The following is a 12943-nucleotide window of genomic DNA, read 5'->3' as shown; positions in this document are numbered from 1 at the left end:
CTCGGAAACCGGTTCGGCCTCGGGCCAGGTGCTGGAAGCCAGCCGCGAACTCGCCCGCCAGGCCGAAGGCCTCAAGGGCATCGTCCAGAAGTTCCTGCACGACGTCCGTAGCGCGTAGGTTCTTCGACCCCACGGCTCTCAGTCAAGCCCGGCCTGGTGCCGGGCTTGACGCTTTTCGGGCGGGGGCTGTGGAGATATGCTGCGCGCCATGAGCCGAATCGTCGTCGCCATGTCGGGCGGGGTGGACAGTTCGGCCACCGCCGCCCTGCTCAAGGAACAGGGCCACGAAGTGGTGGGCGTCACCCTGCAACTCTACGACCACGGCCGCGCCGCGCCGCGGGCGGGAAGTTGTTGCGCCATGCCCGACATCCGCGATGCCCGGCGGGTGGCCGACGCGCTGGGAATTCCCCATTACGTCCTGGATTTCGAAGACCGCTTCCGCAGCGCCGTGATCGACGACTTCGCCGAAGGCTACCGGCGCGGCGAAACCCCCAATCCCTGCATCCGCTGCAATCAGACCGTGAAGTTCCGCGACCTGCTGGAGGTGGCCCGCGACCTGGGCGCCGAGGCCCTGGCGACCGGGCACTACGCGCGGTGGGAGTCGGGCCCCGAACTGCACCGGGGCAAGGACGAGACCCGCGACCAGAGTTACTTCCTGTTCGCCGTCACCCGTGAACAACTGGCTTTCCTGCGCTTCCCGCTGGCCGACCTGGACAAGGACGCCACCCGCGCCATCGCCCGCCGCCTCGGCCTACCGGTAGCCGACAAGCCCGACAGCCAGGACATCTGCTTCGTGCCCGGAGGCGACTACACCGAGGTCCTGGCGGCGCTGCGGCCCGAGGCCCTGCGTCCCGGCGAGATCGTCGACCTGGACGGCCGCGTGCTGGGCCGCCACGACGGCCTCGGTCGCTTCACCGTCGGCCAACGGCGGGGGCTGGGGCTGGGCGATGCCACGGGCACCGAGCCTCTCTATGCGATCCGGCTGGAACCGGAGTCGGCACGCCTGGTCGTCGGCCCCCGGGCTGCGTTGCTGCGCGACCACGTGACGCTGCACGACGTCAACTGGCTGGCCGAGGGGGAGATGCCGGCCGAAGGTTTCGATGCCGAGGTCAAGCTGCGTTCCCGCCAGCCACCCGTGGCGGCCCGCATCCTGCCGGCCGGAAAGAGCCGAGCCGAGGTCCGACTCGATTCCCCCTTCGCCGGGGTCGCGCCGGGCCAAGCCTGCGTCTTCTACCGGGGCAGCCGGGTCCTGGGCGGCGGCTGGATCAGCAGGTGACGTGGAACATCGCGTCGACCCGCGCCGAAGGCGCCGCCGAGAGGACGTTGAACAGTTCCACCGCCTCCCGGGTCGGAGCCATACGGATATCGACCCCGTGTTCTCGGGCGGCTTGCCGCGTCGCCTCGGGAACCATCATCCCGCCGTAGAAGCCGGTGCCCACCACCAGCACCGCCGGCGGACGGTCCCACAGGCCGTCCAGGTCCTTCGGGACGATGCGATGCTTGTCCGCATGCCAAGCCGAGTCGCTGGCCCGCCCGGCATGGATCAGGACGTCTTCCCCGAAGGTTTGACCATCCACGGTGATATGACCGAAATCGTAGGCGGAAATCCGCATGGGAGCCTCCCGTCCTCAGACGAACCAGGGAACCGCTCCCCCCAACGCGTTCATTATAGCACCGCCCCAGTCCATCCGGCCAAAAAAAGAAGGGGAGCCGGCACCGGCGCCCCCCCTTCACAGTCCCTACCCTCGATCTTGTCCCCTGTCCGCCGCAGGGCGGCCGCTTTGCGCGGTCCACCCCGGTTTGCAGCGGCGGGAACGATCTATCAAGCCGCCGGACGCAGGTCGGCCAGTTCCTCGCGGTCTCCGTCGATGTCGAGCTTGGCCCGCGCCTCGTCAAGGTCCTTGGCGACCACGAATTCGGCCTCGCAGCACTGGATTTCGCCTTCCGCGGTTTCCAGCCGGTGGCAGACGATTGCCCGGAATGTCATGACCATCCTCCTTGTCGGAATAGACTGGCCTTAATGGTGTAGTTATATACTACAATATTATATTTCTCAACCGCGCCCCGCATCGTTCACAGGCTTGTGAAATCCTGACTGCCATACGAGGTTTATGGGGACGAGCGGAAGGAACCGGTTGCCCTCCGGAGGGCCTCTCCGCTCTCGGGGAGGACAGCAACCTCTCCTGTATGGGATGTATCACTCCTTGATCGCGGCCGCCTTGTCGACCAGTTCCCAGGGCAGGCCCAGATCGAGGCGCCCCACGTGCCCGTAGGCGGCGAGGCGGCCGTAGAACCCGCGCTTGCTGGCCTGGGGCAGGTGGCGAAGGCCGAACTGGCGGATGATGGCGGCCGGCCGGAAGTCGAAGGCGTCGTTGACCCGTTCCTCGATTTTCTTGTGGGGCACCTTCTTGGTGCCGAAGGTTTCCACGTGCACGCTGAAGGGCCGCGACTGGCCCAGGGCGTAGCTCAGCTGGATCTCGCATTCGTCGGCCAGGCCCGCGGCGACGATGTTCTTGGCCGCGTAGCGGGCCGCGTAGGCGCCGACCCGGTCGACCCGAACCGGGTCCTTGCCGCTCAAGGCCGCTCCCCCCTGGCGGCAGAACCCGCCATAGAGGTCGCTGGCCGTCTTGCGCCCGGTAAGCCCGGAATGGCGGGCCGGACCGCCACCCAGGAAGGTGCCGCCCGGATTGACGAAGATATGGGTGTCGGCATCCGGCTTCACCTCTTCGTCGGCGAAGACGGGCTCGATCACGTGACGCCAGAGGTCACGCTCCAGGGTGGCCGGGTCCGGAAAGTCCTGGGGATCGAGGGCGGCCACCAGCGTCATGCTGTGAATGCGGTCGGGCTGGCGGTGCTTGTACTCGACTCCCACCTGGGTAGTGCCGTCCGGCTCCAGATAGGGCAGCTTGCCGGTCAGCCGCACGGTGGCCAGCCGGCGCGCCAGCTTGTGCGACAGCCAGATCGGCAAGGGAATCATGCCGGGTGTCTGCCGGCAGGCGTAACCGAAGACGGTGACCAGGTTCTGGGCCGGGAAGCGGTCGATTTCCTCTTCCGAGAAGGCACGCTCGTCGAGGGCCTTGTATGCCTCGTCGGGCATCTCGTTGAGCGTGGTCATGATGCTGCAGGACTTGGCGTCGAACTCGCCCTCGTCGTAGCCGACGTGGCCGATCACCCGCCGCGCCACCGACGGGATGTCGATCTGCGCCCGCGAGGCGAAGCGGGCGGCGATGAACACCAACCCCGTCGAGACCGCGCATTCGGCCACCACGCGCGAAAAGGGGTCCTCGCGCAGGAACTCGTCGACGATGGAGTCGCTGATCTGGTCGCAGAGCTTGTCCGGATGCCCTTCGGTCACCGATTCGGAGGTGAACAGGAAGTCCTTTCTCATGGCTTCTCCTCCTCGTTTCCTGGGTCTTCCGCTTCTTCCCGCCGTTCGGCGAAAGCCGGCTTCAGGAGTTCGTTGGCGATGAAGGGCAGAGCGGCGGCTCCGGCGGTGACCAGCCAGTCGACCGGCCGCAGCGGCGCCAGTCCCAGCAGCCCGCGCAACGGCGGGAAGGCGGCGGCCAGCGCCTGTGCTCCGAAGGAACCGGCCATGGCCCACTTGAGAGCGGGATTAGGCGGCAGGGGCGGACCGCCGTCGAACAAGCGCCGGTCGCTACGGCAGGAGAATGTATGAAGCAACTGCGCGGTGCTCAGGCCCAGAAAGGCCATGGTGCTGGCCTGGGGACCGGCACCGTAGCGGGCCAGCCCGTAGCCGTAGGCGGCCAGCGCCCCGGCGCTCATGATGGCGCCCTCGGCGGCGGTGCGACCCAGGTCGCGGCGGCGCACGATGGGTTCGGACGGATCGCGCGGCGGATGGCGGAGAACATCGGGTTCGGGCGCCTCGAGGGACAGTGCCAGGCCGGGGAAGATGTCGCTCACCAGGTTGATCCAGAGCAACTGCATGGGCGACAGGGGGTGGCCCAGGCCGATCACCGTCCCCGCCGTCACCAGGGCGATCTCGCTCAGGTTGGTGGCCAGCAGGAAATGCAGGGCCTTGCGGGTATTGGCATAGATGGTGCGGCCCTGGCCGACCGCCACCGCCATGGTCTGCAACTGGTCGTCTTCCAGCACCACGTCGGCCAGTTCGTGAGCCACGTCGGACCCGCCCTTGCCCATGGCGACGCCGATGTCGGCGGCCTTCAAGGCCGGGCCGTCGTTGATGCCGTCGCCGGTCATGGCGATCACCTTGCCGGCCCTCTGCAGGGCCTGCACGATGCGCAGCTTGTGGGCCGGGCTGACGCGGGCGAAGACATGGGCGCGCTGGGCCAGGGAAGCCAACAACTCGGGATCGAGGCGGTCGAGCTGACCGGCGTCCAGGATGTCGATGGGGCGGCCCTGGTTGAGGTCCAGTTCCTTGGCGATGGCATAGGCGGTGGCGCTCTGGTCGCCGGTAATCATCACCGTATGGATGCCGGCGCGATGGAAGGTGCCCATCAGTTCGCGCATGCCGCCCCGCAAGGGATCGGCCATGCCGGCCAGGCCCAGCCAGATCAGCCCGTGTTCGGCCGCCTCGCCCTCGCCTTCGTGGTGGCCCAGCGCCACGCCCAGCACCCGGAGTCCGTCGTCGGCCATGTCGTCGTTGGCTTCCAGGAAGCCCTCGCGGGCTTCGGGGGTCAGGGGTGCCAGGCCGTCGGCGCCCAGGAACCAGCCGCAAAGCTCCAGCACCGCCGCCGGGTTGCCTTTCACTCCCACCATCCGCCGGCCATCGGCCATGGCATGCACGGTGGCCATCCAGGGCCGACCCTCGGCACGGGTGCGGGTCTCCAGCAACGGATACTCGCCGCGCAGCCGCACCGGGTCCAGGTCGGCCTGGATGGCGGCGCGCACCAGCGCCGCCTCGGTCGGGCTACCGTCCAGGGCGAGCTTGCCGTCGGCGACGGAGATCTTGGTCTCGCTGCACAGCACCACCACTTCCAGAAGCTGGCGCAGGTCGCGGTGCGTCTTGGGCGCGACGATGTTGCCGTCCTCGGTGAACAGCCCTTCCAGCAAGCGATAGCTGCCGATCGCGGTGCGCAAGGCGGTGACCGACATGCGGTTCTCGGTGAGCGTGCCGGTCTTGTCGAAGCACATCACCTGGACCGATCCCAGGGTCTCCACCGCCGGCAATTGCCGGATCAGCACGCCGTGGCGGCGCATGTCGCGGATGCCCAACGCCAGGGTGGTGGTCGCCACCGTGGGCAGTCCTTCCGGCACCGCCGCCACCGCCAGGGCGACGGCCCCCTTCAGCATCTCGACGAATCCGAAGCCGCGCGCCAGGCCGGCCACGAAGACCACGCCGCAGATGGCGCCGCTGAGCAGCGCCAGTTGGCGGCCCATGTCGTCCAATTGGCGCTGCATGGGGGTATCGGGGGCCTTGGCCTCGCCCACCAGGCGCTGGATGGCGCCGATCTCCGTCTCCAGACCGGTCGCCACCACCAGGGCCAGACCGCTGCCGCCGGTCACCAGGGTGCCCTTGTAGACCATGTTGTGGCGGTCGGCCAAAGGCGTATCGGCGTCCAGCAGCGGCGCCGTGGTCTTGCCCACCGGCAGGCTTTCGCCGGTCAGCATGGATTCGTCCACGGTCAGGTTGACGGCGCCCACCACGCGGGCGTCGGCGGCGATGAAGATGCCGGGCCCCAGGACCAGCAGGTCGCCGGGCACGATTTCCTGCACCTTGATTTCGATTTCCTTGCCGGCGCGCCGCACGAGGGCGGTGGGACGGATGCGGCTTCCCAGGCTGCGGATGGTCTTTTCCGCGTTGCTTTCGGTGACGTAGCCGATGGCGGCGTTGATGCCGATCACGGTCAGGATCACCATTCCGTCGACGATTCCCCCCGTGGCCGCCGAAATGACCGCCGACAGGACGAGCAGGCCCACCGGAAGGGTGGTCACCTGGCCCATCAGCATGGCCAGCTTGGACGGTGGTTCCGCTTCGGGCAGGGCGTTGAGACCATAGCGGCCGAGCCGCTCCGTCGCCTCGGCGGGTATCAGGCCGGTGCCGGCATCGCTGCCCAGCAGACCGGCCACCCGGCCGGTCTCGCCCAGGTGCCAGGGGAGGCCGTCGGGCGCTTCCGGTGCTCCGGCCGCCGCCAAGGGCAGACGTTGAACGGCGGCCTGGACCTTGGCCGCCGGCTTATGGGGAGCACGCGGCTGATCGACCTGGACGGCCCCGCCTTCGACCAGGAATCCGGCCCGCAGCCTGGCCACCGCCGCCAGGATATCCGGCAGGTGGCCTTCACCGTCGAAACGGATCAGGATGTTCCCCGACCACGTGCTGGCCGATACTGAACGGATACCGGCGGCGGTCGCCAGATCGCGCTCCAGGCGCCGGGCGAGAACCTCGTTACGGCGCAAACCGGCGACGCGGATGCGGACCCGTCCGGCCACCTCCAGATGAATGGGGGCGACCCCGGTCGGCAGGACCGCGGACCGAGCGCGCTTGGCGGCGCGGCGACGGCCGGACGAGGCGACGCGGACCGAACCCTCCATGCCTTACCCGGCCTCCTCGGGTGCGAGGATGGGAATGGCGTGGCGCCAGGGCCGCGGAACACCCAGGAGTTCCTGCCAGGACTGGGCGAAGCCGGCCTCGGCGGCGCGGTAGCGTTTGAGGCGCCGGGCCGTGAGCAGGGTCGAATAGGCCAGAAGGTCCGGATCGTCCTCATAGCGCAGCATCTCGCGGGTCAGGCGTTCGATGACCATGATGTCGCTCATCACGCCCAGCAACTCCTGAAGATCGACCGTCTGGCGGACGAAGTCCTCGATGCCGGGAAAGAACGGAGTGAAGAATTCGGCGGCGTAGCGCAGCTTCTTGCACTGCAGCCGCAGCCGGTGCATGGCTGCCGGCTCGTAGGAGCCGCAGCGTTCGCCGGTTCGCAAGGTCTGGTGCATGCGGCGTTCCAGAACGGCGCGGGCGAAATCGGCGGCAGCCCCTTCCAGCATGCGGCGATGGACCGGGGAGAGATCCTCCTCATGCCAGCGGCGGCCATCCACCCAATCGACGAATCCGGAGGTGAATCGCCGGTAGCGGCTGCCCTTGATGCGCTGGCGCACCGTATCGCGCGCCACCCGTCGATGGTGTTCGGCCAAGGCCGCCAGCTTGCCGTGACCGGGATGACCGGGATCGGCGATGGCATCCGACAGGCCCCGCAGCACCAGGACATCCAGGTCGCGGGCCCGGCCCAGCCACCCCCCGACCCAGCGCATCTCCAGAGCCCAGGGCTCGGTGACGGCATTGGGCAGGGCGGGGCGGAACATGGGCAGGGCGGAACGCATACGCCGGGCCGAGACCCGCATTTGGTGGACGCCCTCGATATCGTCGGAGGAATAGGCCGTCTCTTCCCAGCGCAGCAGGCCGTCGAGGCCCTTCCTCAGGGTGGCGCTGAAGCAGTCCTCGACCGATCCCGGCGATGGCCAGCGGGGAACCGATGCCAAGTCGATGGCGGATTGTTCAAGAATCGGAAGAGCTTGCGGACGGTGGTCGTTCATGCGGGAACCCAGGAAGGCGGCGCGGCGCATCTTAGTGGGACCGGAACGCCGGCTCCGTGAAGTTTCGGTGACAAATCGGAGACTCGCGAACAAGCGGCAGTGGCCGTCGCGGTCAGGCGGCAGCCCGCACACGCTCCCTGTGCCGGCGCAGGAGGGCCCCCGCAGCCGGATAGAGCACCGACCAGACATGGGTCGCGTCGATACCGTCGCGGCGCATCACCAGATGGACGATAGGGTCGGACATCACCTCGTGGAGAGGCGGTTCGATTCCGGCCTCCCGCCAAGACAAGCAAAACGACATAACTGTCTCCCGATTACCCAGGTTAGCCCACGGAATTCCCGTTCATCGGCGGGCATCCTAGCGAGTCCGGAAATCGCCCGGCATGAAGAATCGATGATGGTTCCTTGGCATTTCAGCCGCAGAAGCGCGCGGCGGTGGCCAGCAACGTCCGAATGTCGATCGGCTTGGGCAGGTAGCCGTCGAACCCCTCCCCGAGGAACAGTTCCTCGCCTTCCTGGAAGGGAAAGGCCGTCATGGCGACCATGGGGATGTCGGACAGCATCTCTTCGCTGCGGATCATCCGTCCCGTCGCCAGCCCGGACAGCTCGGGCAGCAGGAAGTCCATGAAGATGAGGGCCGGCAGGTGGTCTCGGGCCATGCGGACGCCCTCGAAGCCATCGCGGGCCACCACCGTCTGGTAGCCGCCCGCCTGCAACGCGGCGCCCAGAAAGGCGGCTGTGGGCGGGTGGTCGTCGACGATCAGGATCGGCCGGTTCTCCATGATTTACCTCCCGGGGTCGATGCCCCAAATGTCGCGCGCATAATCCCGTACTGTCCGGTCGCTGGAAAAGGGAGCCGTTCCGGCGATGTTCAGGACCGCCATCTTTCCGTGCCGCTTGGAGTTTGCCCTTCTTCGATTGCGTTTCGGATTCAGTTGCGCAACAGAACGATGACGCCGCCGCGCCGGTCTTCAGGTTGGCCACGATGGCTTCGAGGCCGGTTTCGTGGTCGCGGATTTCCTCGATCTGGCCGCCCTCGATTTCCCGGAGGCCGGGCAGGTCGAACAGGCGGTACTTGATGGAGGAACTTCCCGAATTGAGCACCAGGATGGTCATCGCCGACTCCCCGTTCGCGGTTTTCCGAATCCTGGGGGAACGGAAACGCGGATTCGTGACAACGGCGTGAGACTTCGGTGACGGAATCAGAACCAGCGGTTCAGCTTGAACACCGCGATGGCGCCGACGCCGACCGCCACCATGCCCAGCATGACCCAGAAAAAGGCCAGATCGTCGTGGAGTCCGGGGAGGCCGGCGACATTCATGCCGAAGACGCCGGTCACCAGATTGAGGGGCAGCAGGACGGCGGTCAGCACGGACAGGATATAGAGATTGCGGCCGTTGCGTTCGGCGGCGCGGGCGGTCACTTCGTCCTGGAGCAGGCGGGCCTGTTCCTGGCATTCGATGATTCCGCTGCCGGCACGGTCGATGCGCCCCTGGAGGGGATCGAGGCGCTGGCGGTCCTCGGGCCGGATCCAGTCGAGATCGGCCTCGACTAGGGTGCTGGCTACCTCGCGAAGCGGCAGAATGCGGCGCCGGAGCTTGATCGCCTCGCGGCGGATGGCGCCCAGTTCGCCGGCGATTCCCGCGCTAACGTCGTCGAGGACGCGGTCTTCCAGCACGTCCAGCCGGTCGCGGGTCCGGCCGGCGATGCCTTCGATATCGGTGACGATCTCGCCCATCAGGTCGATGGACAGCGCCATGGCGGTGGCGGGTGCACCGCCCACTTCCAGACGGAAGCGCAACCGGTCGGTGGCCGACAGGGGATGCCAGCGCAGGGTGATGACCCGGCGGGGCTCGATCCAGACATGCAGTTCCGACAGTTCCTGGGTGTTGTGGTCGAATTCGCGCAGCCGGTCTTCCAGGACCAGCATCAGCCCGGTTCCGAAAGGATAAGCTCCGGGCTCCTCGCTGCGATCCACCAGCGACGAAACCAGTTGCGGCGGCAGGCCGGCATGGCCGTCCAGCCAACGTCGGCCCGGCTCGGTAGCCAGGTTGACGTGATACCAGACGTAGTCGGCTTCGTCGGCGGCCGCGGAATCGGCTAGGATGGCGGTCGCCTTTCCCCCGGCCACGGAGAAGGCGTAGACCAGCCCCATATCGTTGACGCGCGGCGCGGCGGACAAGATCGGTCATTCCGAAACGTGGACGATGACCCCATCATGCCATTGCCGACGCCGTCCGTCACCTCACGAAGAAGGGGCGAAGAAGGGCCAGGTCCTTGGTTGCTTTGATTCGCGGCGATCCTGACTTGGCGTTCCTTTCTTGACACCCGCGACCCAACGCCTACATTTCCAGCCCTTAACGCAGGAAAGTCGAAGCCATGGTCGCCATCACCTTGCCGGACGGCAGCGTCCGTTCCTATGACGGGCCCGTGACGGGCGCCGAGATCGCCGCCTCCATCGGCGCGGGCCTGGCCAAGGCCGCGCTGGCGGTGCGCGTCGACGGGCAACTCCGGGACCTGTCGCTTCCCATCGCCGCCGACGCGGGGGTGTCCATCGTTACCGGGAAGGACGCCGAGGCCCTTGAACTGATCCGCCACGACGCCGCCCATGTGATGGCCGAGGCGGTGAAGGAGCTTTATCCCGAGGTGCAGGTGACCATCGGCCCGGCCATCGAGAACGGCTTCTACTACGACTTCTCGCGCCCCGCCCCCTTCACGCCCGAGGACCTCGAGAAGATCGAGGCCCGCATGAAGGAGATCGTGGACCGCAACGAAGCCATCACCCGCGAGGAATGGGACCGCGGCGACGCCATCCGCTTCTTCAAGGACAAGGGCGAACACTACAAGGCCCAGATCATCGAGGACCTTCCCGCCTCCGAGACCATCTCGGTCTATCGCCAGGGCGCCTTTCTGGACCTGTGCCGCGGCCCCCACCTGCCGTCCACCGGCAAGCTGGGCAAGGCCTTCAAGCTGACCAAGCTGGCCGGCGCCTACTGGCGCGGCGATTCCCGCAACGAGATGCTGCAACGCATCTACGGCACCGCCTGGGCCGACGACAAGCAGCTCAAGGCCCATCTGACCATGCTGGAGGAGGCGGAAAAGCGCGATCATCGCCGCCTGGCCCGCGAGATGGACCTTTTCCATTTCCAGGAGGAAGCGCCGGGCGCCGTGTTCTGGCATCCCAAGGGCTGGACCCTGTTCCGCAGCCTGATCGACTACATGCGCCGCCGCCAGGACGACGCCGGCTACGTGGAGATCGCGACGCCCGAGATCATGGACCGCCAGATGTGGGTCACCTCGGGCCACTGGGATACCTTCCGCGAGAACATGTTCTTCACCCGCTTCTTCCCCGACCGCGAGGACGAACGCGTCTACGCGGTGAAGCCGATGAACTGCCCGGGCGGCATCCAGGTCTACAAGCAGGGCATCACCAGCTACCGCGACCTGCCCCGGCGCATGGCCGAATTCGGCAAGGTGCACCGCTACGAGCCGTCGGGCTCCCTGCATGGCATCATGCGGGTGCGCGCCTTCACCCAGGACGACGCCCATATCTTCTGCACGCCCGAGCAGATGGAGGACGAGTGCCGCAAGGTGGTGGCGCTCATCATGGACATCTACAAGGACTTCGGCTTCACCGAGGTGCGCATCAAGTTTTCCGACCGTCCGGAAAAGCGCATCGGTTCGGACGCCACCTGGGATCTGCTGGAGGGGGCGCTCAAGTCGGCCCTCGACCACATGGGCTACGAGTACGGCTACAATCCCGGCGAGGGCGCCTTCTACGGCCCCAAGCTCGAATTCGTGCTGCGCGACGCCATCGGCCGCGACTGGCAGTGCGGGACGCTCCAGGTCGACCAGAACCTGCCGGAGCGCTTCGACATCTCCTATGTGGGGGAGGATGGTCAGAAGCACCGACCGGTCATGCTCCACCGGGCTCTGTTCGGCTCCCTGGAGCGCTTCACCGGCATCCTGATCGAACATTATGCGGGCAAGCTGCCCATCTGGCTGGCACCGCTTCAGGTGATGGTGGCCCCCATCACCAACGAGTTCGACGCCTACGCCCGCGAAGTCCAGGCCGCCCTGAAGAAAGTGGGGCTGCGCGCCGAGACCGACTTGCGCAACGAGAAGATCAACTACAAGGTCCGCGAACACAGTCTCGCCAAGGTGCCGGTGATCCTGGCCGTCGGCGGGCGCGAAGCGGCCGATCGGACCGTCGCCATGCGCCGTTTGGGGCAGGAGCGCCAAGAAGTCCTTGCGCTTCAAGACGCCGTTGCTAGACTGAGCGCCGAAGCGGCAGGCCCGTCCGCCATGGACTGAGGGGGGTTCGGCTGCAATCGTCCGAATAGGGTTCAGGAAGGGATTAGTTGACCACTCAAAAGCGTACTTTCGCGCAGGCCCCGGCCAAAGGCGGGCCCCGCGTCAACGATATGATCGACTCGCCCGAAGTGCGGGTCATCGGCGCCGACGGCGACATGCTGGGCGTCTTCACGGTCCGCGATGGAATTCGCTTGGCTTTCGAAGCCGGTCTCGACTTGGTCGAGGTCTCGCCGAATGCCGAGCCGCCCGTCTGCAAGATCCTCGATTACGGCAAGTTCAAGTACGAGGAGCAGAAGAAGCGCAACGAGGCCAAGAAGAAGCAGAAGGTCATCGAGATCAAGGAGATCAAGATGCGCCCCGGCATCGACACGCACGACTACGATGTCAAGCTGCGTGCCGCTCGCCGCTTCCTGGAGGAAGGGGACAAGGTGAAGTTCACCATCCGCTTCCGGGGCCGCGAGATGGCGCACCAGGATCTGGGCATGGTGGTGTTGGAAAGGGTTCGGGTCGACCTCGACCCGGTTTCCAAGATGGAACAATCGGCCCGCTCCGAAGGCCGTGCCATCACCATGATCGTCGCGCCGAGGTAAGGACAGGGGCCGCCGTCGGCGGCACTATCCCTTGCCCATGACCTTGGCGACGTCCTCGCCCCATTCCTCGATGATGCGCCGTTGATTGGTGCGCAGGGTGGAAACGCGTCGTTGCGAGATCACCGTCAAGACGGCGACCACCACCGGAGGAATGGCGGCGAACAGCGCCCAGCCGAAGGCCGCCGATCCGTACATCAGTAGCAGGGCGAAAGCGTTGGTCAGAAACTTGAAGGCGCCGGCCATGGTGTGCGCACCGCGCCAGAGATCCAGCACGTAGGGGAAGACCCCACAGAAGTTCATGCCGCCCACGCAGAAGGTGGCGTATTTCTGGGGGCTGCGGTCGATGACGTAGGCGACGACCGTGGGCAGAAGCCCGATGAACATCAGGGTTACCGTCGGCAAGGCCACGACCACCAAACCGACCAAGGCTGCCGCGATGCCCACCATGGTCATGGGGGCGCTCTGCTTCTTGGCCGGGGCCTGCTTGGCGCCTTTCGGGGATACGGGGGCCCTGCCCTGCTTCGCCATGGCG

12 protein-coding genes are annotated in these 12943 nt (G+C 66.9%); 3 read left to right on the top strand and 9 right to left on the bottom strand.

Annotation, left to right across the window (positions count from 1 at the left end; all coding sequences use genetic code 11):
• Positions 1-208: 208 nt before the first annotated feature.
• The gene (mnmA, locus tag H7841_12230; protein MEO5337645.1) at positions 209-1276 is read left to right on the top strand and encodes a tRNA 2-thiouridine(34) synthase MnmA; all 1068 of its coding nucleotides are present in this window, start codon (positions 209-211) and stop codon (positions 1274-1276) included.
• Here the strand turns inward: mnmA and H7841_12225 are convergent.
• The 8 genes from H7841_12225 to H7841_12190 form a co-directional block, all read right to left on the bottom strand.
• Positions 1266-1613, bottom strand: a complete 348-nt coding sequence (locus H7841_12225; protein ID MEO5337644.1) for an MTH938/NDUFAF3 family protein — start codon at positions 1611-1613, stop codon at positions 1266-1268. The two genes, mnmA and H7841_12225, sit on opposite strands and share 11 nt — an antisense overlap.
• Before the next feature lie 209 nt (positions 1614-1822).
• Positions 1823-1987, bottom strand: coding sequence for a hypothetical protein (locus tag H7841_12220; protein MEO5337643.1), 165 nt, complete (start codon positions 1985-1987; stop codon positions 1823-1825).
• A gap of 210 nt (positions 1988-2197) precedes the next feature.
• Positions 2198-3388, bottom strand: coding sequence for a methionine adenosyltransferase (gene metK / locus H7841_12215; GenBank protein MEO5337642.1), 1191 nt, complete (start codon positions 3386-3388; stop codon positions 2198-2200).
• Positions 3385-6510 (bottom strand): cation-transporting P-type ATPase, encoded by a 3126-nt coding sequence (locus tag H7841_12210; GenBank protein MEO5337641.1) that lies wholly within the window; start codon positions 6508-6510, stop codon positions 3385-3387. The genes metK and H7841_12210 overlap by 4 nt, the downstream gene beginning before the upstream one ends.
• 3 nt (positions 6511-6513) lie before the next feature.
• Positions 6514-7506 (bottom strand): CHAD domain-containing protein, encoded by a 993-nt coding sequence (locus tag H7841_12205; protein MEO5337640.1) that lies wholly within the window; start codon positions 7504-7506, stop codon positions 6514-6516.
• A 112-nt stretch (positions 7507-7618) separates the two neighbouring features.
• Positions 7619-7807 carry a hypothetical protein gene (locus H7841_12200; GenBank protein MEO5337639.1) on the bottom strand — a complete coding sequence of 63 codons (189 nt, stop codon included), beginning with the start codon at positions 7805-7807 and terminating at the stop codon, positions 7619-7621.
• A gap of 112 nt (positions 7808-7919) precedes the next feature.
• Positions 7920-8288 (bottom strand): response regulator, encoded by a 369-nt coding sequence (locus H7841_12195; GenBank protein ID MEO5337638.1) that lies wholly within the window; start codon positions 8286-8288, stop codon positions 7920-7922.
• Positions 8289-8708: 420 nt separating this feature from the next.
• Positions 8709-9689 carry a hypothetical protein gene (locus H7841_12190; protein ID MEO5337637.1) on the bottom strand — a complete coding sequence of 327 codons (981 nt, stop codon included), beginning with the start codon at positions 9687-9689 and terminating at the stop codon, positions 8709-8711.
• Between the two features lie 197 nt (positions 9690-9886).
• On the opposite strand from H7841_12190, the gene thrS reads away from it, so the two are divergent.
• Together thrS and infC are read left to right on the top strand one after the other, a co-directional pair.
• Positions 9887-11821, top strand: coding sequence for a threonine--tRNA ligase (gene thrS / locus H7841_12185; GenBank protein MEO5337636.1), 1935 nt, complete (start codon positions 9887-9889; stop codon positions 11819-11821).
• Between the two features lie 110 nt (positions 11822-11931).
• Positions 11932-12411 carry a translation initiation factor IF-3 gene (gene infC / locus H7841_12180; protein ID MEO5337635.1) on the top strand — a complete coding sequence of 160 codons (480 nt, stop codon included), beginning with the start codon at positions 11932-11934 and terminating at the stop codon, positions 12409-12411.
• Between the two features lie 24 nt (positions 12412-12435).
• On the opposite strand, the gene H7841_12175 is transcribed toward infC, so the two are convergent.
• Complete coding sequence (locus H7841_12175; GenBank protein ID MEO5337634.1) at positions 12436-12939, bottom strand: acyl-CoA synthetase; 504 nt, start codon at positions 12937-12939, stop codon at positions 12436-12438.
• Positions 12940-12943: the final 4 nt, after the last annotated feature.

The organism is Magnetospirillum sp. WYHS-4 (genome assembly GCA_039908345.1).
GTDB lineage: Bacteria > Pseudomonadota > Alphaproteobacteria > Rhodospirillales > GLO-3 > JAMOBD01.
This window is presented reverse-complemented; position numbering and strand designations above follow the sequence as displayed.